The sequence below is a fragment of the Ruegeria sp. H6 genome (genome assembly GCF_056532975.1).
Genome location: NZ_JBQFOA010000005.1, coordinates 218,691 through 241,714 on the forward strand (window position 1 = coordinate 218,691; position 23,024 = coordinate 241,714).

General features: G+C 58.5%; 20 protein-coding genes and 1 riboswitch. Of the genes, 11 read left to right on the forward strand and 9 right to left on the reverse strand.

Annotated features, from left to right (window positions below):
• Positions 1-10: 10 nt before the first annotated feature.
• Complete coding sequence (locus ACR0AG_RS11915; protein WP_480839074.1) at positions 11-2,200, reverse strand: transglycosylase domain-containing protein; 2,190 nt, start codon at positions 2,198-2,200, stop codon at positions 11-13.
• Positions 2,201-2,459: 259 nt separating this feature from the next.
• On the opposite strand from ACR0AG_RS11915, the gene ACR0AG_RS11920 reads away from it, so the two are divergent.
• Both ACR0AG_RS11920 and ACR0AG_RS11925 read left to right on the forward strand, forming a co-directional pair.
• Positions 2,460-2,798 (forward strand): P-II family nitrogen regulator, encoded by a 339-nt coding sequence (locus ACR0AG_RS11920; protein WP_480839076.1) that lies wholly within the window; start codon positions 2,460-2,462, stop codon positions 2,796-2,798.
• A 30-nt stretch (positions 2,799-2,828) separates the two neighbouring features.
• Positions 2,829-4,133, forward strand: coding sequence for an ammonium transporter (locus ACR0AG_RS11925; protein ID WP_480839078.1), 1,305 nt, complete (start codon positions 2,829-2,831; stop codon positions 4,131-4,133).
• 75 nt (positions 4,134-4,208) lie between these two features.
• On the opposite strand, the gene ACR0AG_RS11930 is transcribed toward ACR0AG_RS11925, so the two are convergent.
• The 4 genes from ACR0AG_RS11930 to ACR0AG_RS11945 form a co-directional block, all read right to left on the reverse strand.
• Positions 4,209-5,393 carry an amino acid aminotransferase gene (locus tag ACR0AG_RS11930; protein ID WP_480839080.1) on the reverse strand — a complete coding sequence of 395 codons (1,185 nt, stop codon included), beginning with the start codon at positions 5,391-5,393 and terminating at the stop codon, positions 4,209-4,211.
• Positions 5,393-6,247: a 3-mercaptopyruvate sulfurtransferase gene (gene sseA / locus ACR0AG_RS11935; RefSeq protein WP_480839082.1), complete on the reverse strand. Its 855-nt coding sequence runs from the start codon at positions 6,245-6,247 to the stop codon at positions 5,393-5,395. The genes ACR0AG_RS11930 and sseA overlap by 1 nt, the downstream gene beginning before the upstream one ends.
• Positions 6,248-6,331: 84 nt before the next feature.
• Positions 6,332-6,601, reverse strand: coding sequence for a CBU_0592 family membrane protein (locus ACR0AG_RS11940; RefSeq protein WP_480839084.1), 270 nt, complete (start codon positions 6,599-6,601; stop codon positions 6,332-6,334).
• A complete protein-coding gene (locus ACR0AG_RS11945) occupies positions 6,598-7,161 on the reverse strand; it encodes a helix-turn-helix domain-containing protein (RefSeq protein ID WP_480839086.1) in 564 nt (187 codons plus the stop codon). Before ACR0AG_RS11945 ends, ACR0AG_RS11940 begins: the two co-directional genes overlap by 4 nt.
• 107 nt (positions 7,162-7,268) lie before the next feature.
• On the opposite strand from ACR0AG_RS11945, the gene ilvD reads away from it, so the two are divergent.
• On the forward strand, positions 7,269-9,101 hold the full coding sequence (ilvD, locus tag ACR0AG_RS11950) for a dihydroxy-acid dehydratase (RefSeq protein ID WP_480839088.1): 1,833 nt from the start codon (positions 7,269-7,271) through the stop codon (positions 9,099-9,101).
• Positions 9,102-9,266: 165 nt separating this feature from the next.
• Here the strand turns inward: ilvD and ACR0AG_RS11955 are convergent, their stop codons facing one another.
• Positions 9,267-10,085, reverse strand: a complete 819-nt coding sequence (locus ACR0AG_RS11955) for a sulfotransferase family protein (RefSeq protein ID WP_480839090.1) — start codon at positions 10,083-10,085, stop codon at positions 9,267-9,269.
• A 141-nt stretch (positions 10,086-10,226) separates the two neighbouring features.
• On the opposite strand from ACR0AG_RS11955, the gene ACR0AG_RS11960 reads away from it, so the two are divergent.
• Positions 10,227-11,804: a DUF5928 domain-containing protein gene (locus ACR0AG_RS11960; RefSeq protein ID WP_480839092.1), complete on the forward strand. Its 1,578-nt coding sequence runs from the start codon at positions 10,227-10,229 to the stop codon at positions 11,802-11,804.
• Between the two features lie 12 nt (positions 11,805-11,816).
• On the opposite strand, the gene amaB is transcribed toward ACR0AG_RS11960, so the two are convergent.
• A complete protein-coding gene (gene amaB, locus ACR0AG_RS11965; protein WP_480839094.1) occupies positions 11,817-13,313 on the reverse strand; it encodes an L-piperidine-6-carboxylate dehydrogenase in 1,497 nt (498 codons plus the stop codon).
• Positions 13,314-13,331: 18 nt separating this feature from the next.
• Positions 13,332-14,438, reverse strand: a complete 1,107-nt coding sequence (locus tag ACR0AG_RS11970; protein WP_480839096.1) for a saccharopine dehydrogenase family protein — start codon at positions 14,436-14,438, stop codon at positions 13,332-13,334.
• Positions 14,439-14,637: 199 nt separating this feature from the next.
• A riboswitch (cobalamin riboswitch) is annotated at positions 14,638-14,846 on the forward strand.
• Positions 14,847-14,948: 102 nt separating this feature from the next.
• Between ACR0AG_RS11970 and ACR0AG_RS11975 the strand changes: the two genes are divergently transcribed.
• From ACR0AG_RS11975 to ACR0AG_RS11985, 3 genes are read left to right on the forward strand one after another with little or no spacing between them, the layout of a single operon-like run.
• A complete protein-coding gene (locus ACR0AG_RS11975; protein WP_480839098.1) occupies positions 14,949-15,785 on the forward strand; it encodes an ABC transporter ATP-binding protein in 837 nt (278 codons plus the stop codon).
• Positions 15,782-16,729, forward strand: a complete 948-nt coding sequence (locus ACR0AG_RS11980) for an ABC transporter substrate-binding protein (RefSeq protein WP_480839100.1) — start codon at positions 15,782-15,784, stop codon at positions 16,727-16,729. Before ACR0AG_RS11975 ends, ACR0AG_RS11980 begins: the two co-directional genes overlap by 4 nt.
• A 1-nt stretch (position 16,730) precedes the next feature.
• Positions 16,731-17,744: a FecCD family ABC transporter permease gene (locus tag ACR0AG_RS11985; RefSeq protein WP_480839102.1), complete on the forward strand. Its 1,014-nt coding sequence runs from the start codon at positions 16,731-16,733 to the stop codon at positions 17,742-17,744.
• Between the two features lie 203 nt (positions 17,745-17,947).
• Here ACR0AG_RS11985 and ACR0AG_RS11990 read toward each other — a convergent pair whose 3' ends face one another.
• Positions 17,948-18,550: a helix-turn-helix domain-containing protein gene (locus ACR0AG_RS11990; RefSeq protein WP_480839104.1), complete on the reverse strand. Its 603-nt coding sequence runs from the start codon at positions 18,548-18,550 to the stop codon at positions 17,948-17,950.
• A 147-nt stretch (positions 18,551-18,697) separates the two neighbouring features.
• Between ACR0AG_RS11990 and ACR0AG_RS11995 the strand changes: the two genes are divergently transcribed.
• The 4 genes from ACR0AG_RS11995 to ACR0AG_RS12010 all read left to right on the forward strand — a co-directional run bounded on the left by ACR0AG_RS11995 (position 18,698) and on the right by ACR0AG_RS12010 (position 22,863).
• Positions 18,698-18,961 carry a hypothetical protein gene (locus tag ACR0AG_RS11995; protein WP_480839106.1) on the forward strand — a complete coding sequence of 88 codons (264 nt, stop codon included), beginning with the start codon at positions 18,698-18,700 and terminating at the stop codon, positions 18,959-18,961.
• An 11-nt stretch (positions 18,962-18,972) separates the two neighbouring features.
• The gene (gene lpdA / locus ACR0AG_RS12000; RefSeq protein ID WP_480839108.1) at positions 18,973-20,352 is read left to right on the forward strand and encodes a dihydrolipoyl dehydrogenase; all 1,380 of its coding nucleotides are present in this window, start codon (positions 18,973-18,975) and stop codon (positions 20,350-20,352) included.
• A 14-nt stretch (positions 20,353-20,366) separates the two neighbouring features.
• Entirely contained in the window at positions 20,367-21,311 is a 945-nt protein-coding gene (gene lipA, locus ACR0AG_RS12005; RefSeq protein ID WP_480839110.1) for a lipoyl synthase, read from the forward strand.
• Between the two features lie 127 nt (positions 21,312-21,438).
• Complete coding sequence (locus tag ACR0AG_RS12010) at positions 21,439-22,863, forward strand: alanine/glycine:cation symporter family protein (protein WP_480839112.1); 1,425 nt, start codon at positions 21,439-21,441, stop codon at positions 22,861-22,863.
• Positions 22,864-23,024 lie beyond the last annotated feature (161 nt).

Here is a 23,024-nt window from a genome sequence, read left to right on the forward strand (position 1 = left end):
TCTTTCAGGCTTAGTTGCCGAAGATACTGTTCAACAGATTGTTGATGTCCTGCGCAAACCCCCCACCGCGTTTCTGACGCCGCGGCTGTGAGGGTCGTGCGGTTTGAACCGGTGGATCCGGGGCCAGCATCGGCAGCGGCGTGGGTGTCATCCCTTCGGTCACGCGCAACATCGTCTCTTTCCAGATCTCGGCAGGCAATCCGCCGCCGGTGACTCCGGACAAAGGTGTGTTGTCGTCATAGCCCATCCAGACGCCCGTCACGTAGTCGGCGGTGAACCCGATGAACCAGGCATCGCGCGCCGCCTGTGTCGTGCCCGTCTTGCCCGCAACCTGCCACCCCGGCAGTTGCGCTCGCGCGCCGGTGCCTTCTGACACCACACGCTCCATCATCCAGGTCAGCTGCTTGGCCGCCTTATCGTTGATCACCCGCTCGCCGATCCCAGTGGTCGTCACCATGACCGGGGTTTCGTCGCCCAACAGTTTCAACTCGGTAAGACCATAGGGATCAACAGCAGAGCCGCCGTTCAGAATGCCCGCATAGGCCCCGGTCATCTCGATCAGGGTACTCTCCGATGCGCCCAGCGCCAGTGCCGGACCCTGCGCCAGATCGCTGGCGATACCGAAGCCGGTGGCCACTGTGCGCACGTTGTCGAGCCCCGAGATTTCAGCCACTTTCACGGCCGGGATGTTCAAAGAGTTCTTGAGCGCGTCCGCCAACGTCACCCGCCCATAGAACTTGTTGGTATAGTTCTTGGGGCACCACTGGCCAGACCCAGGGATATCCACGCAGTAAGGTTCATCCATCACCGTATCCAACGGCGAATAGCCCAACTCAAGTGCGGTGGCATAGACAAAAGGCTTGAAAGACGAACCAGTCTGGCGCAGCGCCTGCGTCGCTCGGTTGAAGGCACCTGAAACGCGCGTCTTGCGCCCGCCCACCATGGCGCGCACCGCGCCATCCGCAGACATGACAACGATGGCGGCCTGTGCCTTGGACCCTTCGCGCACTTTCTCCTGGAAAATGAACTGCAGCGCCTCTTCGGCTGAGGTTTGCAGCCGCTGATCCAGCGTTGTACGGATCACCACATCCTCGGTGGTGTTGCGGGTAAAGAACTCGGGCCCGCTGGCCATGACCCAATCGGCGAAATACCCGCCCGCCCGCGCAGCGGCGGCCTCGGACAGTTCCGCCGGGCGGCTGCGGGCTTCGCTGGCCTGGGCGGAACTCAGATAGCCTTGATCCTCCATCAACCCGACCACAAGGCGCGCGCGGTCCTGCGACCGTTGCAGGCTGTTGGTTGGCGCATAGCGGGTCGGGGCCACCAGCAGACCGGCCAGCATCGCGGCCTCGGCCGGGCTGACCTCAGCCGCGGATTTGCCGAAATACCGCTGGCTGGCCGCTTCGAACCCACGAGCACCGGCGCCCAGGAACGCGCGGTTCAGATAGATGGTGAGAATTTCATCCTTGGAGTACTTAACCTCCATCGCCATCGCATAGATGGCTTCTTTCCCCTTGCGCCACAGCGACCCTTTTCGGCAATCGGCCTCATATGCCGCCTCAGACTCCCAGTCTTCGGGCACATAGGGAACGCCCAGACACAACAGCTTGGCAGTTTGCTGTGTGATGGTCGACCCGCCGTGCCCTGACAGCGGGCCTCGCCCTTCGCGCAGGTTGATGCGCACGGCGCTGGCAACACCGCGCGGGCTGACGCCGAAATGGCGATAGAACCGCTTGTCCTCGGTCGCGATGACCGCGTGTTTGAGATGTGGCGACACGGTATCTGCGGTGATCACACCGCCGAATTGATCGCCCCGCCAGGCAAAGACTTTGCCATCACGATCCAGCAGCGTCACCGACCCGCGCGCACGGCCATCCAGCAGGGCATCCACATCGGGCAGCGTGGAATAGACCACGCCAATCGCGATCGCCAGCAACAGGGCGGCAATTGCCCCCAAACGCCATGTCAGGCCCCAAAACAGCCGGAACAGCCAGCGAAAGAACCGCCGGATGAACCCACCGCCGCCACCGCCCGAGGTGCGGCGTGTCTTCTTTCTGGCAGTTTTGCGGGTCGCTGTTTTGCGGGCGGTCGACTTTTTGCCCGCAGGCTTGGCCGCCCGCTTGGTCGCCGTAGGTTTACGCCCCTTCGACGGGTATCGCTTATCCGCAACCAAAGGTGTCTTGCGGCGCTTGGACTCAGTCATGCTCAAACTCTGCCCGATTATGCTTTTGTCGCACCATACCGTGATGATACCGGTATGTAGAGGTCAGAAATTCCTGAATTGCGCTTGCATCTTCTGTCTATTTTTTAATCGAAGAGCGCCATTTGTGCAAAAATTGTGCAATTTCGTCTGAATTTCCCCTGTCATCCAATCCCGAATCCGTTCCCTTGGGCAGGTTCACACGCTCTTTTTCTGCAGGTGCAAACAAGCCGGTGCATCCGGGGAAGCAGAGGGGACAGACGTGAAACTGATCATTGCGACAATCAAGCCGTTCAAGCTGGAGGAGGTGCGCGAAGCACTGACCGAAGCAGGCGTGCGCGGCATGATGGTGACCGAAATCAAGGGCTTCGGCTCGCAATCCGGTCACACGGAAATTTATCGCGGGGCGGAATATGCCGTGAATTTCGTTCCCAAAATCAAACTCGAAATCGTGGTGCCTGCCACCATGGTCGACCAGATCGTTGAAACGATCTCGACCACTGCCAAGACCGGCAAGATCGGTGACGGCAAGATTTTTGTTCTCGATGTCGAGCAGGCCCTGCGCGTGCGGACCGGGGAAACCAACGAGGAAGCGCTGTAAGGCGCTCATCCGCAAAAGGACGAACACCAAATGAGACTCAATCGCATTCTTCCCACAGCAGCCGTGCTGATCGCCTTTCCGGCGGCTGCTTTCGCCAATGATCCGCCGTCGTCGATGGAGGATGTAGGCTATATCTTCACCACTTTGCTGTTTTTGATGGCAGGGTTTCTGGTCTTCTTCATGGCGGCAGGCTTTGCCATGCTCGAAGGCGGTCTGGTGCGCTCCAAGAACGTGGCCATGCAGATGATCAAGAACATCGCGCTGTTTTCCCTTGCTGCGATCATGTACTGGCTGGTCGGCTTCAACACCATGTATCCGGGCGACTTCAATGGGTTCTTTGCCCTTGGCGGCCCAACAGTGCTTGATCCGGTCGGCATCCCGTCCGAGGAAGCGGCGCTGGATTATGCCTCAATCGGATCGGATTTCTTCTTCCAGCTGGTCTTTGTCGCGGCAACCGCCTCGATCGTGTCCGGTGCCGTGGCCGAACGGATCAAGCTGTGGCCGTTCCTGATCTTTGTGATCGTTCTGACCGGCATCCTCTACCCGATTTCGGGGTCGTGGAAGTGGGGCGGCGGCTGGCTTGATGGCATGGGTTTTGCCGACTTTGCCGGTTCGACCGTTGTCCACTCGGTCGGGGGTTGGGCCGCGCTGGCAGGCTGTCTGATCCTTGGCCCGCGGATCGGCAAGTACAAGGACGGCAAGGTTCACCCGATGCCCGGTTCGAACCTGGCGCTGGCCACTTTGGGGACGTTCATCCTGTGGCTGGGCTGGTTCGGTTTCAACGGCGGCTCGCAACTGGCGATGGGCACCGTGGGCGACGTATCCGACGTATCGCGCATCTTTGCCAACACCAACATGGCCGCAGCCTCTGGTGCTGTTGCAGCCCTGATCCTGACGCAGGTTCTGTACAAAAAGCCTGACCTGACCATGGTCCTGAACGGCGCACTGGCCGGTCTGGTGTCGATCACCGCCGAACCGCTGGCCCCGACCCTGTTTGGCGCGCTTTGGATCGGTGCAGTTGGCGGCATCATCGTGGTCTTTGCGGTGCCGATGCTGGACAAGTTCAAGATCGATGACGTGGTTGGCGCCATCCCGGTGCACCTGTTCGCCGGTATCTGGGGCACCATCGCCGTGATCTTTTATGGCGAAGCCTCGCTGGGCACGCAGCTGCTGGGCATTATCGCCTACGGAGTCTTCACCTTTGTCGGCGCGCTGATCCTGTGGACGATCCTCAAATCCACCCTGGGCATCCGCGTCAGCGAAGAGGATGAGATCAACGGTCTGGATATGGCCGAGCTGGGTATGGAAGCCTATCCGGAATTCTCAAAAGGCTAGGCTATTCGGCCTTGAAACAACAAACCCGGGCGGTTTCGCCCGGGTTTTTTTGTGTTCCAAAGTTCGGCGGTGTCGTCAGACGCCAACCTTGATGATCGCATTCGCCAGAACCGGAACTGAGTTCGCATTCAGACCAGCGATGTTCAGGCGGCTGTCGCCGACCATATAGATACCGTGATCGTCACGCAGCTTTTTCACCAGCTCGGGTGCGGCCCCCAGGCGCGAGAACATGCCGCGGTGTTGCGCGATAAAACCAAACCGGTCGGATCCGCTCAGCCGTTGCAACTCGTCCGCCAATTGCTGACGCAGGCCGAGCATCGACAAGCGAACCTCTTCCAATTCGGCCTGCCAATCGGCGCGCAGCGCGTCATCGGTCAGGATCGTGGTTACGACCCGCGCGCCGTGATCGGGCGGGAAGGAATAGTTCTGGCGGTTCAGGAAGGCCAGCGTTGACTGGTTCAGCGCCGTCTGCGCCGCATCATCGCTGATCGCCATCAGAAGGCCGGTACGCTCACGGTACACGCCAAAATTCTTCGAGCAGGACGCCGCGATCAGGCAGCGCTTGACCGACGAGGCCACCAGACGGGTTGCCTGCGCGTCTTCCTCAAGCCCGTCGCCAAAGCCTTGATAGGCAATGTCGATCATCGCGACGAGGCCAAGCTCGTTGATGATTTTCACGACCTCTTGCCATTGCACCATGTTAAGGTTGGCGCCAGTCGGGTTGTGACAGCAGCCATGCAGCAGCACAACGTCGCCCGGTTTGGCAGTTTTCAGGTCTTCGATCATGCCATCGAAATCGACGCCACGGGTTTCGCCGTCGAAATAGCGATACTGTACTGTCTCCATGCCCAGATAGTTCAGGATCGACAGGTGGTTCGGCCATGTCGGGTTCGACACGAACACGCGAGCCGACGGGTTGGCCATGCGGATCATCTCGAACGCTTGCCGGCACGCGCCAGTACCGCCGGGTGTTGCCACGGCCGCGATATTGCCGCGGGGCACAGCAGTTCCAAGGATCAGGTCGATCATCGCATCGGCATAGGCCGGATCACCGGCCAAACCGGTATAGGCCTTGGTCTCCTGCTCTTCCAGGATGCGCTTTTCGGCGGCTTTCACGGCGCGCATCACCGGGGTGACACCCTCTGCGTTCTTGTAAACGCCCACACCCAGGTCGATCTTTTGATCGCGCGGGTCGTCGCGGTACATCTGCATCAGCGCCAGAATCTTGTCGGCGGGCTGCGGTTTGAGGTTCTCGAACATCAGGTCTCTCCGGTTGCGACGGGCAGGGTCGGGAAGGCACCCCATTCCGCCCATGAGCCGTCATAAAGCGCGTGGTCTTTCTTGCCCATGCGTTCCAACGCCAGGCTGAGGATGGCGGCGGTCACACCCGACCCGCAAGAGGTGATCGCGGGTTTCGACAGGTCCACGCCTGCGGCCTCGAACACGGCGCGGCAGTCCTCGGGCGATTTCATCGTGTAGTTCTTGTTCAGCAAGCTGCCAAAGGGCACGTTGCGCGACCCTGGAATATGGCCCGAGCGCAGCCCTTCGCGCGGCTCAGGCGCGGTGCCTGCAAACCGGCCAGCGGCTCGGGCGTCAATGATCTCATGATCCGCCAGTTTCGAGGCCGCCGACACCTGCGTCACGTCGCGGACAAGATGGTTCTGAACGCGCACCGTCATGTGGCGGTCACGGATCACCGGCGGCAGGTCTTCAATGTCGCGCCCCTCGGCCTGCCATTTCGGCAAACCGCCATCCAAAACGGCGATATTGTCCTGCCCCATCAGCCGGAACATCCACCAGACCCGTGCCGCAGACATCAGGCCGGCGCCGTCATAGACCACAACCTGGTGGCCGTCGCCGACGCCCATCGCCCGCAGGCGTGACATGAATTTCTCGACCGGCGGCGCCATGTGCGGCAGATCTGACCGGTGGTCCGAGATGTCATCGATGTCAAAGAATCGCGCACCCGGAATATGGCCTGCGTCGTATTCGGCCTTGGCGTCGCGGTTTTGCGTGGGCAAATACCACGATCCATCCAGAATCCGCAGGTCCGGATCCTTGATATGAGCCGCCAGCCAGTCGGTAGAAACCAGGGTTTTGGGATCGTCTTGCATCAATGCCTCCCACTTTTCGCGCAGGGTTTTCCCTATACCCGGCGGCATAGGGGTTCAAGGCTGGATAGCGCTAGCGCAGCCGTGTTATCGCGCTTTGCTCAGGCGAAAGTACTGCAGAATGCCGATCAGGCTGATGATGATCCAGAATCCCTCGATCAGCATCGACGCGAGATTGAAATTCTGCAGCAGCGAATACACGATCAGGACCGAACCCAGAAGGTTGACCACCGGAAACATCAGATCGTCAGAATTCATTATCCGCATTTGCGTGGCAAAATAGGCGGCGACAACCACCAAGGCTCCGAAGGATCCGATGGCATCGGCTATGGTCAGGCTTTCCAGCAGCGCGGTCATGACACGGCCCTTCCGCTTTCCGTAAACGCGTTGTGTTGCGCATAGTGATGCATGTTCAGAAACGCGGCTCCCTGCCCTGCGGCCCGGTAGCCGTGCGGGATATCAGCGGCAAAACGCAACCCCTGCCCGGCCTGCAAAGGCACCCACTCCCTGCCGCGCAACACCTCAAGCGTACCGTTCAGCACGAACACCTCTTCGGTCACGCCAGTCGCGTGCGCCGGGGATTCGTGACTTTGGTTCGGGCTCAGGCTGACATGAAAGGTTTCGGCCCCCAGCGCCGGGTCGAAAGGAAAGACAATCTTGACCTCGATACTGCCCGGAAAAGTCACTGTCTGAAACACCGACCGGTCGCCGTTTGATGGCTCGATCAAGGCGCTGAGGGGCAGTTGAAAGCCCTTGGCAATTTTCCACAAGGTGGCAATGGTCGGGCTGGATTCACCGCGTTCGATCTGCCCAAGCATGGCTTTGCTGACGCCCGTCAACTCAGCCACTTTCGACAGGCTCAGGCCAGACGCGGCGCGCACATCGCGGAGTTTCAGCGTAATGTCGTCCGGTGCCATATTGCCATCTTTCGAATCCTCTTGTGCGTTATAGCGCACATGTGATACGTGCGCTATAACGCACAATCCTCAGAATATGCAACCCGAGGCAAAAGGGAAACAGCATCATGCCAATGTACCGATCCAGAACCTCAACCCACGGCCGCAACATGGCCGGTGCCCGCGGCCTGTGGCGCGCCACCGGTATGGGTGACGATGATTTCGGCAAGCCGATCATCGCCATCGTCAACTCGTTTACCCAATTCGTTCCGGGCCACGTCCACCTGAAGGATCTGGGCCAGATGGTCGCGCGCGAGGTCGAAAAGGCGGGCGGCGTCGCGAAAGAGTTCAACACCATTGCTGTGGATGACGGCATCGCCATGGGCCACGACGGCATGCTCTATTCCCTGCCCTCGCGTGAGGTGATCGCGGATTCGGTCGAATACATGGTCAACGCCCATTGCGCCGATGCCATGGTCTGTATTTCCAACTGCGACAAGATCACACCCGGCATGCTGATGGCCGCGATGCGCCTGAACATCCCGGCGATCTTTGTCTCGGGCGGACCGATGGAGGCGGGCAAGATCGACATCGCCGATCTGGACGCCAAAAAGATCGACCTTGTGGACGCCATGGTCGCCGCTGCAGACGACAAGTTTACCGACGAGCAGGTTCAGCATATCGAGGAAAACGCCTGCCCCACCTGCGGGTCGTGTTCGGGCATGTTCACCGCGAACTCGATGAACTGTTTGGCCGAGGCGCTGGGTCTGGCGCTGCCGGGCAATGGCTCGACCCTGGCCACGCATTCGGACCGCAAAGAGCTGTTCCTTGAGGCCGGGCGCCGGATCGTCGAGATCACCAAGCGCCACTATGATCTGGACGAGAAAGGCTTCCTGCCGCGCGAGATTGCCACCTTTGACGCGTTTGAAAACGCCATGAGCCTGGATATCGCTATGGGCGGGTCCACCAATACGGTGCTGCACCTGCTGGCGATTGCGCATGAGGGCGAGGTTGATTTCGACATGTCCGATATGGATCGGCTCAGCCGCAAGGTGCCGTGTCTGTGCAAGGTCGCGCCCAACACCGAGAATGTGCATATGGAGGACGTGCATCGCGCGGGCGGCATCTTCTCGATCCTGGGGGAACTCAGCCGTGCAGGGTTGTTCCATGAACACTGCAGCACCGTGCATTCGGCCACCATGGGCGAAGCGATTGCCAATTGGGACATCAAGGTTGCCAACAATCCAAAGGCGCAAGACCTGTTCAAGGCCGCACCGGGCGGCGTCCGCACCACACAGGCGTTCAGCCAGTCGAACCGGTTCAAAGAGCTGGACACCGACCGCGAGGGTGGCGTGATCCGGTCCAAAGAACACGCGTTCTCTCAGGATGGCGGTTTGGCGGTTCTGTTCGGCAACATCGCCCACGATGGCTGTATTGTGAAAACAGCCGGTGTGGACGAAAATATCCTGAAATTCACTGGCTCGGCTTATGTCTGCGAAAGCCAGGATCAGGCGGTCAACGACATTCTGACCGGCAAAGTGAAAGAGGGCGACGTGGTTGTCATCCGCTATGAAGGGCCGCGCGGCGGGCCGGGCATGCAGGAAATGCTGTACCCGACCTCGTACCTGAAATCCAAAGGTCTGGGCAAAGCCTGCGCTCTACTGACAGATGGCCGGTTCTCGGGCGGCACCTCGGGCTTGTCGATCGGGCACGTTTCGCCCGAGGCAGCAGAGGGCGGTGAGATCGGGCTGGTCAAATCCGGCGACACGATCGAGATCGACATCCCCAATCGCAGCATCCACCTGGCGGTATCGGATGAGGAACTGGCGACCCGCCGTGCCGCGCAGGACGAAAAAGGCTGGGTGCCCGAAAAACCGCGCAAGCGCAAAGTGTCCACAGCGCTGAAAGCCTATGCGAAGCTGACGACCAGCGCTGCCAAAGGAGCTGTACGGCAGGTCTGAGCCTGAGGGCAATGGGAACGCTCCCGCGCCCGAAACGCACCATCGGCTACGCCGATGCCACGTTCGGTCTTGGGGCTGGCGCCGCGCAAGTCGCGGCTCCAGCCCCAACCAGAGGAGATGTTTCGCAAGAAACATTGACGATGGGCGGGAGATCCCGCCCACAGATCAATCACCGAGCTTGGCGTGCACTTCGTCCAGATCGATCTCGCCCAACGGCATCTTGTTTGCCGGGTTTTCGAAATCGTATTTGAACAGCTCGAAATCCTTTTTGTAGATCTCATAGACCAGATGCATCGACAGATCGTCGAAATAGTCTTCGACAGGATGCGCGCGTTTTGGTCCGTGCCCTTCTGATTCATTAAATCGAGGGATTTCAGCCAGTTCCACAGGATGCGCGGTGTCCAGATGGTTCAGGACATCCTGCATTCCATCATTGAACTTCTCGGTCCAGAAAATCCGGTCATACCGTCCACCGTTCACGACCAGAGTGGAGACATGCCCCGACATGGCCGACCAGTGAATATCCGGGTCCATTGGGCGTCGCCATTTGATCGTGTCACGCGCAAACAGCAAAAAGCGCCGAAAGCTCTTGATCTGATCGAATTCACCTTCGCCGTTCTCGCCCCCCACATCGATCCCGTAATTGTAGATCAACGTCGGTACCAGATTGCCGCGATATCGCTTGCCGTTTCGCTGAATGCCGCAAATCTTGTCAAAAAATGAGCTCAGGATCCGCGTATAGGGATTGCGAACACAGGTGAACGTGTAAGACCCATGCGACTGGACGTTTCGGGTGATAGTATCGCGGCTTTGGTCAAAGGCCCATTTGTGCAACCCGTCCGTGGCGTCGTGAATATCCCCGTCAAAGAACTGACCATGGTCCGAGTAATACATGATCTGCCCGATCGTCGAACAGGCACATTTGGGCACGACGCGATACACCATGCTTTGGCTTTCGGTCATCCATGTTCCGGGGAATCCCATCCAAAATCACTCCTGTACTGGTCACGTCACCGGGCACATTGTTGGCCCACAAAAACAACGAGCCAAATAATCCTGTTTATTCAATCGCTCGTCCTCAGTATCACGGATGGAAACAGGCAGAAACGGAAATTGCGTTAACATATGGCAAAAATAGCATTTATCCTCCTGTGCCACAAAGACCCCGATGCCATTGTTGCGCAGGCACAACAGCTGACGGCGGCCGGCGATTGCATGGCGATCCACTTTGATGCCCGGTCCAGTGCCGGTGACTACGCAAAGATGCAAAGCGCGCTAAAAGACAATCCCAATGTGGTTTTTGCCAAAAAACGGGTGAAATGCGGTTGGGGTGAGTGGTCACTTGTCCAGGCGACGCTTAATGCGCTGCAAGCGGCCACCGATGCGTTCCCGCGCGCGACCCATTTCTACATGTTGTCGGGCGATTGCATGGCGATCAAGACCGCAGAATACACGCATCGCTTTCTGGATGAAAACGACAAGGACTTTATCGAAAGTCACGACTTTTTTGAAAGCAACTGGATCAAGACGGGAATGAAGGAAGACCGCCTGGTCTATCGCCATTTCTTCAATGAACGCGGTCAGCCAAAGCGGTTTTACACCAGCTATAAGCTACAAAAACGGTTCGGGCTGACCCGTCAGATCCCGCAGGATCTGCAGGTCATGATCGGCAGTCAGTGGTGGTGCCTGCGCCGTCAGACGGTCGAGAGCATTCAGGCGTTTCTGCAACAGCGCCCAGATGTCATGCGGTTCTTCTCGACCACCTGGATCCCGGACGAAACCTTTTTTCAAACGCTGGTGCGGCATCTGATTCCGAAGGAAGAGATCGACAACAGGACCCTGACTTTTCTGATGTTCTCGGACTATGGGATGCCGGTCAATTTCTACAACGACCATTACGACATGCTGCTGGGACAAGACTATTTGTTTGCCCGCAAGATCAGCCCCGAGGCGCAGGAGCTCAAAGATCGGCTGGGGCAGTTGTTCGCTGAAGAAGGCGTGGAATTCCACATCTCGAACGAGGGTCGGACATTGCATCAGTTCCTGACCGGTCGCGGACGGGTTGGGCGGCGATTTGCACCGCGGTTCTGGGAAACGGCGAACACCCTTGGGCCTGACCGTGAGCTCTTCGTCATATCCTGCAAGAAATGGCACGTCGCCAAGCGGCTGTTGGATCAGATCGCATCCGAAACCGATATTCCCTGCGTCGAGTATCTGTTCAACGAACAGGATACGCATCTACCTGATCTGGGGGGTATCGAGACCACTCTGACCAAACGCAGCCGCCACCGCCGCGCATTGGTGCGCATGGTCTATGAGTATTTCGAGCAGAACCAACTGATCCTTTGCATCGACCCGTCGGAAATTGAAATCGTCAGAGATTTTGAATCGGATCAAGTCCGGCTGCACGTGCTGGATATCGAATGCGAATACTCTGACGATTATCTTGCAGGCCACGCGCTGCGGATCGGGCTGGTGGGTGAAAACAGCCCCTCTGGGACTGTTCTAAAGCTTCTGCCCGCCATCCGGAATGACCTGACGCATGAGGCCGAACAGATCAGATCTGCCGCCAAGACCGGCTATTTCCGTATTCAGGAATCTGCGGACCGCGAGAAGAACGCGGCCCAGCTTGCCCGTTTTCTGAACGTTCCAGCGCAGCAGGCCGAAGCCATGCTGCAACTGGATTACCTGTTTTCGGACTGACCCGGGCCCGGGTCAGATGTCGAAGCGTACCCCCTGAGCCAGCGGCAATTCCGCCGAATAGTTCACGGTGTTTGTCTGGCGACGCATATAAGATTTCCACGCGTCCGAGCCGCTTTCGCGCCCGCCACCCGTCTCTTTCTCGCCGCCGAACGCACCGCCAATTTCAGCGCCCGAGGGGCCGATATTGACATTGGCGATGCCGCAATCCGAACCCGCAGCGGTCAGGAATTGTTCCGCCTCGCGCATGTTCAGGGTAAAGACGCATGACGACAGCCCTTGTGGCACATCGTTTTGCAACTGGATCGCTTGATCGAAGTCATCATATCCCATGACATAAAGGATCGGCGCGAAGGTTTCGGTTTTGACGGTTGCGGTCTGCCCCGGCATCTCGACAATCGCGGGCTGCATATAGACCCCTGCGGGCGCGCCCTCGGTCACACGCTGGCCGCCAAATACCTCTCCGCCTTCGGCCTCTGCCGCTTTCAGTGCCGCTGTCATCGCCTGGCCTGACGCTTCGTCGACCAGTGGCCCGATCAGCGTGCCTTCGGCCATTGGATCGCCTATGGGCAGACCCGCATAGGCTTTCTTGAGGCGCGCAACCAGGTCTTCGCGGATCGAGTTGTGGACGATTAGCCGCCGCAAAGTGGTGCAGCGCTGACCCGCAGTTCCGACCGCCGAGAAGACGATGGCCCGCACCGCCATTTCCAGATCAGCCGAGGGGCCAACGATCATCGCGTTGTTGCCCCCCAGTTCCAGAATGCACTTGCCGAACCGTTCGGCAACAACCGGTGCCACTGCGCGGCCCATACGTGTGGACCCGGTGGCGGAAATCACCGGTACATCCGGGCTGGACACCAGCGCCTTGCCGATATCTGCACCACCGATGATAGTCTGCAAAAGATTTTCCGGCGCCTCGCCGAACCGGGCCAGCGCCCGTTCAAAGATCTTCTGGCAGGCCATGGCGGTCAGCGGCGTCTTTTCCGACGGCTTCCAGATCACCGAATCGCCGCAGACCAGCGCCAAAGCCGCGTTCCACGACCAGACCGCCACAGGGAAGTTGAAGGCCGAGATCACGCCAACCGGCCCTGCCGGATGCCAGGTTTCCATCATCCGGTGGCCGGGGCGTTCGGAGGCGATGGTCAGACCATAAAGCTGACGCGAAAGGCCCACGGCAAAATCGCAGATGTCGATCATCTCTTGCACCTCGCCCAGGCCTTCGGACGTGATCTTGCCCGCCTCCCAGCTGACAAGCGCGCCCAGATCGTCTTTGGCCGCGCGCAATTCTTCGCCCAACAGGCGGATCAACTCGCCCCTGTGCGGGGCGGGCACAACGCGCCAGGCTTTGAACGCGGCTTGGGCCTTGCCGATGATGGTGTCCATCTCGGCCAAAGGTGTTTCGTGCACATCCGCCAGCACGCGCCCGTCAATCGGAGAGGTCACCCGCAACGTGCCACCGGTCAAAGCGTCGGTTGTCAGGTCCATATTTGCCAGTGTTGTCTCAGCAGTCATCACAACGTCTTTCATCTCTCACGCCGCCTTGTGTTGTTCGGTTACATCGCCCGCCCGGTAAAGGCGGCCAAATTCGGTGTTCAGGAAATCCGCAAGCCTCACCTGTTCTTGCCGCACGAACCCTTGCGATGGCAGCGCGCCGGTGCGCATCAGGTCAACCACACCCAGCACGCCTGCCGCGGTCGTGACCTGAATTGCGCTCCAGACCTGACCGTCGATAGTGCGGGCAAAGGATTTGTTGATCAGGGATTTCTCGCGCAGCGCACCGTTGATGGTGCCGCGCGCCGTGCAATAGACCAGAACAACGTCCTGATCCGTGCGCGGCAGGGCGTTCTCGAAGATTTCCTTCAGCAGATCGCGGCGGCGTTCCAGCCCCAGATCGTTCAGCAACAAACGCAGGATATCGCGGTGGCCCGGGTAGCGGATCGACCGATAGGACACATCCCGCGCCTTGCCATCCAGCGTTTCCGGCAATGTGCCCAACCCGCCCGATGTATTGAAGCATTCATATTCGACACCGTCATGGCCGATCAGCTCATAATCCTCCAACGGGGCGGTTTTGACCCGCTCGCCGTTCACAATGGCATCGCAGGGATTACAATATTCATTGATCAACCCATCGGTCGACCATGTCAGGTTGTATTTCAGCGCATTGGTCGGATAGAGCGGCAACGCACCGACCCGCATGTGCAAGCTGTCGATCTCGTCGAACTCATCAGCCAGGGCCGCGCCCGCGATACCCACGAACCCTGGCGCAAGCCCACATTGCGGCATGAACGCGGTGGCGCTGTCCTGTGCCAAGTCGCGGACCGCATTTGTTGCGGCGACATCTTCGGTCAGATCAAAGTAATGGGCCCCAACCGCGCGCGCCGCTTTGGCAATCGCTGGTGTTAAAAAGAAGGGCGCGGCGGAAATCACGGCGTCAAACCCTGCCAACCCTTTTTCCAACGCAGCGTCATCGCCCGCATTGATCTGACGGGTGGCCACACCCATGCCGTTCAGAATCGACAGCGCCGCCAGATCGTTGTCGGCCACCGTCACCGAATAATGAGGGGATGTTTTCAACAGCGTCGCGATCATCTGGCCGATCTTGCCAGCCCCAACCACGCAAATGTTCCAGCTCATGCAATGCCTCCAAATTCTGTTTCTTTTGAGTATGGGGTGCGATTTGTTCGGATCGCAGTGGTAATCTTGACGAATTAACCAAATATTTCATCATAATGACGGAAATTGCGTCATTTCATCGAAATTCAACCAACAGTCCAGGCCGTATTGATTGCCACGCTGCTTGATAAAATTTCTATTGACCCATGCCGCTATGTCAGGCACTCCAACCGGTGATGGTTCCCCGATTTGCACTCTGGGGATGAAAAGGGAACACGGTGCGGTGGGCCAAAACACCTCCAAGTCCGTGACTGCCCCCGCAACTGTAAGCGGTGAGCGACGCCAACAACCACTGGTCACAATTGGCCGGGAAGGATGGCCAAGCAATGATCCGCAAGTCAGGAGACCTGCCATCACCTGTTCAACCAACCCGGGGCGGGGCGTCCTGGAAGGAGGCTTTGATGGCACGCATCGAACGTGTTTACATTTTCGGCACCTTCCGCCCACGCTTGGCAGCAAGCAGAGCGGTTCATGCCACACGACATTGATCCCGACACTCAAAAGACCGACCCTGCCTTTCTGATCGCGCGCGGCCTGGAATATTACGCGCTGAACGGGGATGTTCTGTTGCAGGGCGCGTCATTCGAACTGCAGGAAGGCGCGATTCTGGCCATCGCCGGGCCAAACGGCGCCGGGAAAACCACGCTTTTGAACCTTTTGTGCGGTGCCGCCGACCTTGCACTTGGCGATGTCATCGTCGACGGGCGCAGCCTGAGATCCATGTCTGCAAAGGACCGTGCCCGCGTCATCGCGGTTGTGGGCCAGCAGGAACTTCCCGATGGTCGATTGCTGTTGCGTGACTATGTGGCGCTGGGTCAGATCCCGATCTGGGCGGATCGATCGGCCGAGGAGCACGCCGCCGAACTGACCAGAATTCTCAGGATGACCGGTCTTGAGACCCTGGCCAACAAACAGATTTCCATCCTGTCGGGTGGCGAACGTCAGCGCGCGCATATCGCGCGGGCCCTGGCACAGAACCCATCTCTGCTGTTTCTGGACGAGCCGACAAACCATCTGGACCCGGACGCCAAAGGGCGCATGCTGTCTTTGGTGGCCGATCTGGGCATCACCGTTGTGATGATCGTCCACGACCTTGTCATGATCCCTGAATTTGCCACCCATGTGGCCCTGATGAAATCCAGCCGTCTGACCAGTTTTGGTCCGGTGGCCGAGGTTCTGACACCCGAAACGGTGCGCGAGACCTTTGACGTCGACTACCTGTGCTTTCACCACGAAGGCCGGATGATCCCGGCGCTGGATATCCGAAGAACATCCAAACCCAACGAATCCAAGGAGTTTTCCATATGAAACCAATCTGGTCCGCGATGCTGGCCTCGGCCATCGCTGGCAGTGCTGCCGCACACGAAGTCACCGTCGACAATTGCGGCGAACCGCTGGTCTTTGAAGCCCAGCCCGAGCGTCTGGTCGTGCACGACATGAATATGACCGACATGGCCTTTGCGTTGGGCCTTCAGGACAAGATTGTGGGCCTGACTGGCATCACGGGCTGGTACAAGACCAGCGCCGATTTCGATACCCTGCGCGGCGACATCCCCGAGCTGGCACCCAAATATCCGACCGTCGAAAACCTTGTTGCGGTTGAGGCCGACATGTTCTTTGCCGGGTGGTACTATGGCATGAAGCCCGGTGGCGACGTCACGCCCGACACGCTGGCGCCCTTCGGTATCAAAACGATGATCCTGACGGAAAGCTGTGTGCATCTGGACAAGGACCGCCCCGAGGCCAGCATGGACCTGCTGTTTGACGATGTGCTGCGTCTGGGCAAGGTCATGCATGTCGAGGATAAGGCCGAAGCGCTGGTGTCTGGCTGGAAAGACCAGCTGTCCGCCATCGAGACCAAAACAGCCGATCTGGCAAAACCCCGCGTCTTCCTGCTGGACGGTCCCGCAGACGCGCCCTTTACGGCGGGCAAGTTCGCCATTCCCGACGCGATGATCGCTGCGGCAGGCGGCCAGAACGTGACCCATGACATGGATACAAGCTGGGGCCGCACCTCGTGGGAGGCGGTTGCAGCCTCGAACCCCGAATTCCTTGTTCTGCTGGATTATCAGACCGGAAACGGGGCCGAGGATACGTTCAGGTTCCTGCAGGAACACCCGGTGATGTCACAAACGGATGCGGTCAAGAACGAACGCTGGATCGGCCTGCGTTACGAAGAGCTGACACCGGGCCCGGCAAATATCGAGGCAATCTCGAAAATGGTTGAAGCCATGCATCCGGGCCTCAACTGATATGGGCCGAATGGGCCTTGTCTTTGTGCTGGGGGCGGTTGTTCTGACCGCCCTTTTGCTGGTGTCTACCGCCTACGGCACCACAGCCATTCCGGCCCGCGACGTGTTGGACGCGGTGTTTCTGGGTACGGGCCTGACCGACGGGGACATGTCCCCTTTGCACCGCATCGTATTTGACCTGCGCCTGCCACGCGCCTTGTTTGCTGCCGTGATCGGGGCGGGTTTGGGCGTTGTCGGGGTGGTTTTGCAAACCACCACACGCAACGATCTGGCCGATCCCTTTCTTTTTGGCCTCTCGTCCGGGGCGGCGGCGGGCGCAGTATTTGTCATCACGGTGACCGGCGACATTCTGGGGTTCTGGACCCTGCCGCTGGCGGCGTTTTGCGGCGGTCTGATTGCCTCGGGCATTGTTCTGGCGCTTGTTCATTTTCTGCGCACCAGCGCACCTGAAAAACTGATCCTGGCCGGTCTTGCAGTGTCGTTCCTGTTTTCCGCCATCACCAATTACCTGATCTTTGCAGGCGACAGCCGCGCCGCGCATTCCGTGATCTTCTGGATGCTGGGCGGGCTTGGCCTGGCCCGGTGGGAGACCTTCCCGCTGGTTTGCGCCGGCCTGATCCTGATCCTCAGTTTCGCCCTCTACCGCAACCGCTGGCTGGATGCCCTGCTGACCGGGGACCTGACGGCCTCGACCCTTGGCGTCCCGGTTCAGGGGCTGAGGTTCAGCATGTTCTTCGCCGCAGCACTTGCCACAGCCGTTTTTGTATCCGTGGCAGGCGTTATCGGCTTTGTCGGCCTGATGGTCCCCCATATCGCCCGCGGCATCGTTGGGCCCCTGCACGGACGTTTGCTGCCCACTGCGGCACTGGTCGGAGCCGGATTGCTGACAGGATCGGATATCCTCAGCCGCCTTCTGCTGTCGCCACAAGAACTGCCCGTCGGCATTGTCACCACATCCGTCGGCTCGGCCTTCGTGTTCCTGCTGCTGTTCAGAACCGCCAGGGCGCAACGGTAAGCCCAGAGCATCTTCTTTGAGATTTTCTTGGGTTATGCAGGAGATGGAGATTGTCCGCTGCAGCTCCATCAGGACAAATCATTCAGCCTAGAAACGGGCATTTGTGGCAAGCTGCATACTATTCGAACAGGTACTTTTTCCCGAGCTCCGCGCTGATTTTCAGGAAGCCAATCCCGTTGGCCAAATCTGAGACCATTCTTTGGCTATTCCAACGACACCCACAGAACTTTGGCATCTTCCTCGCTGGTTGAAACGCATCCGTGACCCATTCCGCTGTCATAGTATAGCGAGTCGCCGGCTTTCATCTGCAAGGGTCGGTAATGTTCCGAAATAAAGATCAGCTCTCCGCTGATCACATACATGAATTCTTCACCGCTATGCCGGATCCAGGTATCAAATTCGGATACATCGCGCGCCTTGATCGTCGCGATGTAGGGCAGCATGCGCTTGCTGGTCAGTTCGGGGCAAAGCAACTCATGCATATACGTTGATGTGTCGCGTATCTCGCCTTTGCCCGCAGGTGTGTAGTCACGCCGTCCTGAAATTCCTGTTTGACCTGACTGCAAGAAAAGTTGCGGTGTGCTTAGATCAAGCGCCTGTGTCAGCCGGCGAACGATATCAAAACTTGGTCGTGTCTGGTTGTTTTCGATCTTCGAAAGAGTCGATCGCCCGATTCCCGCAGCACGTCCGGCTTCCTCCAAAGTCCAGCCTTTTGCGTGGCGTGCATCCCGGATGGACCGACCCAAAGCCGCCCCATCGTCGTGATCAATCGGTCCGGAGATATCGTTTAGGGCTTCGTCTGACATGAAAATCTCCACTCTTTGTTGCAGGTTACCTAATTCCCCTTGCGCGCACAACTTCACATTTTCGAGAATTGTGTTGCTTTTGTTATCCTTTTTCCCTTATAGGAAACATAGTCTCTTGGTAGTCACAAAATCTGTGAGAAGAAAGAAGTGTTCACTAAAGCTCTCATGAAGGCTGATCCTGTCATCGTCGTGTCGCTTGCGCGCGATGGCGATCGGCAAGCAGAACGCATCGCATCCGGGCGCATCGTCTCGCAAGCAATGATCGATGCGCAGAGCTGCGTGCTGACAAACAAATACGCCACGAGGACAGAGCGTGCAGATGTAACCTGTAACAAGAACAGCGCCTCAGGCCTTCGCGCGAAACCCACCGCAAAACTCCACGCCTTTTGCGCCAGCCACCCGATCTATTGAAAGAGAAGCAAATGACTTATGATCTTATCGTCATCGGCGGTGGCCCGGGTGGGTATGTGGCAGCCATTCGTGCCGCTCAGTTGGGCCTGAGCGTTGCGTGCATCGAAGGGCGTGGCGCGCTGGGTGGAACCTGTCTGAATGTGGGGTGCATCCCCTCCAAAGCGTTGCTGACCTCCTCGGCCAAATATGCCGAACTTGCACATCTCTCCTCCCATGGCATTGCGGTCGAGGGGGCCAGCATCGACGTATCTGCAATGATGGATCGCAAGGACAAAATTGTCGGCGATTTGACCAAGGGCATTGGGTTTCTGTTCAAAAAGAATGGTGTTACCTGGATCGAGGGCTGGGCCAGTATCACGAAGCAGGGGCAGGTAAAGGTCGGCGACGACATTTATGAGGCCAAGAATATCCTGATTGCCACCGGATCCGAGCCCACGCCTTTGAACGGGGTCGAGATTGACGAACGTGACATTCTCAGCTCAACCGGCGCGCTCAAGCTTGAGACTGTGCCCGATCATCTGGTCGTCGTCGGCGCGGGTGTGATCGGGTTGGAACTGGGTCAGGTCTGGGCACGTCTGGGGGCCAAGGTCACGGTTGTCGAATATCTGGATCGCGTCCTGCCGGGTATGGATGGTGAGATTGCCAAGCTGGCGCAGCGGGCGCTGACCAAGCGTGGATTGAAATTCCAACTGGGCCGCGCGCTGAAGAGGATCGAAAAAACCGTAAACGGATTGAGGCTCACGCTGGACAGGGTCGGCAAAGACAAAGAAGAGATGATCGAGGCCGACAAGGTCCTGATCGCTGTCGGGCGTCGCCCGGTGACGCGCGGGTTGGGGCTGGAAGACTTGGGGATAGCCCTTAACCCGCGCGGTTTCATTCAGGTCGACGAAACCTTCCGCACCTCGGTGCCCGGTATCTATGCGATTGGCGACTGCATTCCAGGGCCGATGCTGGCCCATAAAGCCGAAGAAGATGGCGTCGCTTGCGTTGAAAAGCTGGCCGGTCAGGCGGGGCATGTGGATTACAACATGGTTCCCGGCGTTGTTTACACCGACCCCGAGGTCGCCTCGGTCGGTGCAACCGAAGAAGCGCTGAAAGAGGCTGGAACCGAATACTCGGTTGGCAAATTTGCATTCATGGCCAATTCCCGCGCGCGCTCGACCGGTGAGACGGACGGTGCGGTCAAGGTGCTGGCCGACGCGGATGGCAGGATTCTGGGCGCTCATATCTGTGGTGCTCATGGCGGCGATCTGATCGCCGAGCTGGTTCTGGCGATGACCAAAGGCGCAACCGTCGCCGAGGTTGCGGCCACCTGTCACGCACATCCGGCGATGGGAGAGGCGGTGAAAGAAGCCTGCCTCGACGCCCTGGGCCGCGCGATCCACGCGTAACGGAGATCAGCCAGATGACCATCCAGCTTCGCCCACGTCACCCGGAAAAAGCCAAAAAGGCCGACAGCGTTATCCCGCGCAAACCCAAGTGGATTCGCAGAAAAAAGATCGAAAGCGCGGAGTATTACGAAACCCGCCGCCTGATGCGCGATCACGATCTTGCAACAGTCTGCGAAGAGGCGGCCTGCCCGAATATTGGCGAATGCTGGTCCAAGCGCCACGCCACCATGATGATCATGGGCGAGGTCTGCACGCGCGGCTGTTCTTTCTGCAATGTCTCGACAGGCCGGCCTGATGCATTGGACGCGTTTGAACCCGGTCGTGTTGCATCGGCGGTCAAGAAACTGGGCCTGCGTCATGTGGTGATCACATCCGTGGACCGGGATGATTTGGCGGATGGCGGGGCCGAGCACATCGCCCAGACAATCCGCGCGGTTCGGCACCAGAACCCCGGCACCACAGTCGAAGTGCTGACACCCGATTTTCTGGGCAAAGGCACCGCTGCGGAAAGCGTTTTTCAGGCCGCACCGGATGTGTTCAACCACAATCTGGAAACGGTACCGCATCTCTATCCAACCGTGCGTCCCGGCGCGCGCTATTACACCTCGCTGCGGCTGCTGGATGATGCCAAGCGGGCCAAGCCCGAAATTTTCACCAAGTCCGGCCTGATGGTCGGGCTGGGCGAAAGCCTGAATGACGTCCGTCAGGTGATGGATGATCTGCGCGCCGCACAGGTCGATTTCCTGACGATCGGTCAATATCTGCAACCGACCCCGAAACACCATCCGATTGATCGGTTCTGGACACCGGAAGAGTTCGCCCAGCTGGAGCAGATCGCACGCTCCAAGGGCTTTTTGCACGTGTCGGCAAGCCCGCTGACCCGTTCGTCGTTCCACGCGGACGAAGACTTTGCCGCCCTCAAACAGGCCCGTCAGCGGGCCATCGTCGACAGGGCATAACTCAAGCGCAAATGGGAGGAATGGAATGAGCGCTACACACTTTCAGAAGATCAGACGCACCTGTGTGATCAAGACCAAGTACCAGATGCAAGCTGCATCTTCCAAAAACTAAACGGGAGACAATATTATGGGCTTTCTAGAAAGCATATTCGGGGTCATCGGAGACCTCACCTGGGGATGGGCGCTGATCCCGTTTCTGGTGATCTTCGGCGTCTTCCTGACCGTCGCAACAAACTTCGTTCAATTCCGCTATTTCAAGCGCATGTTCCGAGTGCTGAAAGGCGACAACCAGTCGGATGACCCGAACACAATCTCGGCACGCGAAGCTCTGTTCGTGTCTGTCGGCGGTCGCGTCGGCGGCGGTAACATTGCCGGTGTGGCTGTTGCGATCACTCTGGGCGGGCCCGGTGCCGTGTTCTGGATGTGGATGATCGCGTTGGTTGGCATGGCAACCAGCCTGGTGGAATGTACCCTTGCGCAGGTGTTCAAGCGCCGGCAAGAGGATGGATCCTTCCGGGGTGGCCCTGCGCGTATGATCATGCATGGTCTGGGCAAAGACTATAAATGGCTGGCCGTTCTTTATGCGATCTGTCTGATTGCCGCCTTCGGCATCGGCTTCCCGGCGTTCCAGGGCAACACAGTTGCTGGTGCGGCCGAGAACTCGTTTGGCCTCAGCCGTTACATCACCGGTGCGGTTCTGACGCTGGGTACGGGCTTCATCGTTTTCGGTGGTCTGCAGCGGATTGCGAAAGCCTCGGACATCATCGTTCCGATCATGGCGCTTGGCTATATCGCAATGGCGTTGATCGTCATCGTTCTGAACATCGGTGAAATTCCGGGCATCGTCGCGATGATCGTGTCAAACGCCATCGGTCTCGAAGAGGCTGTCGGTGGTGGCATGGGTGCTGCGATTGCGCAAGGTCTGCGTCGCGGTCTGTTCTCGAACGAAGCTGGTTTGGGTTCGGCCCCGAACGTGGCTGCAGCTGCGGACGTCAAGCACCCGATCAGCCAGGGCATCACGCAGTCGTTCTCGGTCTTCATCGACACAATCCTGATCTGTAGCTGTACCGCTTTCGTGATCCTGATGAGCGACGCTTATCAGCCCGGTGCCGACGTTGACGGTGTGGTTCTGACACAAAACGCATTGGTGTCGCATCTGGGCGCATGGACCCAGTATTTCCTCACCATTGCTGTGCTGCTCTTTGCTTTCAGCTCGATCATCTACAACTACTATCTGGGTGAAAACGCGCTGTCGTTCATGACCGAAGCACCGTCGGCATTGCTGATCTTCAAATTCGTGCTGATGGCCATCGTGTTCCTTGGGGCCGTGGCGCCCGGGGCGACGGCGGTGTTCTTCTTCTCGGATCCGATGATGGGTGTGCTGGCACTGGTCAACCTTCTGGCTCTGATGATGCTGTTCCCGATCCTGCGGCGCATCCTGCGTGATTTTGACGACCAGTTGAAATCAGGTGTCGAACGTCCCGTGTTCAAGCCGGAAAACTTCCCGGATCTGGATATCGACCATTCCGCCTGGAAGAAAAACGAGGCGTAAAAGCAACGTTCAGGCGCCCGTGCAAATGGGCGCCTGAATCCCGAAAATTGAAAAACCTTTGAAGGATACAGTCATGACCTCACTTAGTCGCACTCCACTTTATGCTTTGCATGTTGAGTTGGGAGGTAAGTTGGTTGATTTTGCGGGCTGGGAGATGCCTG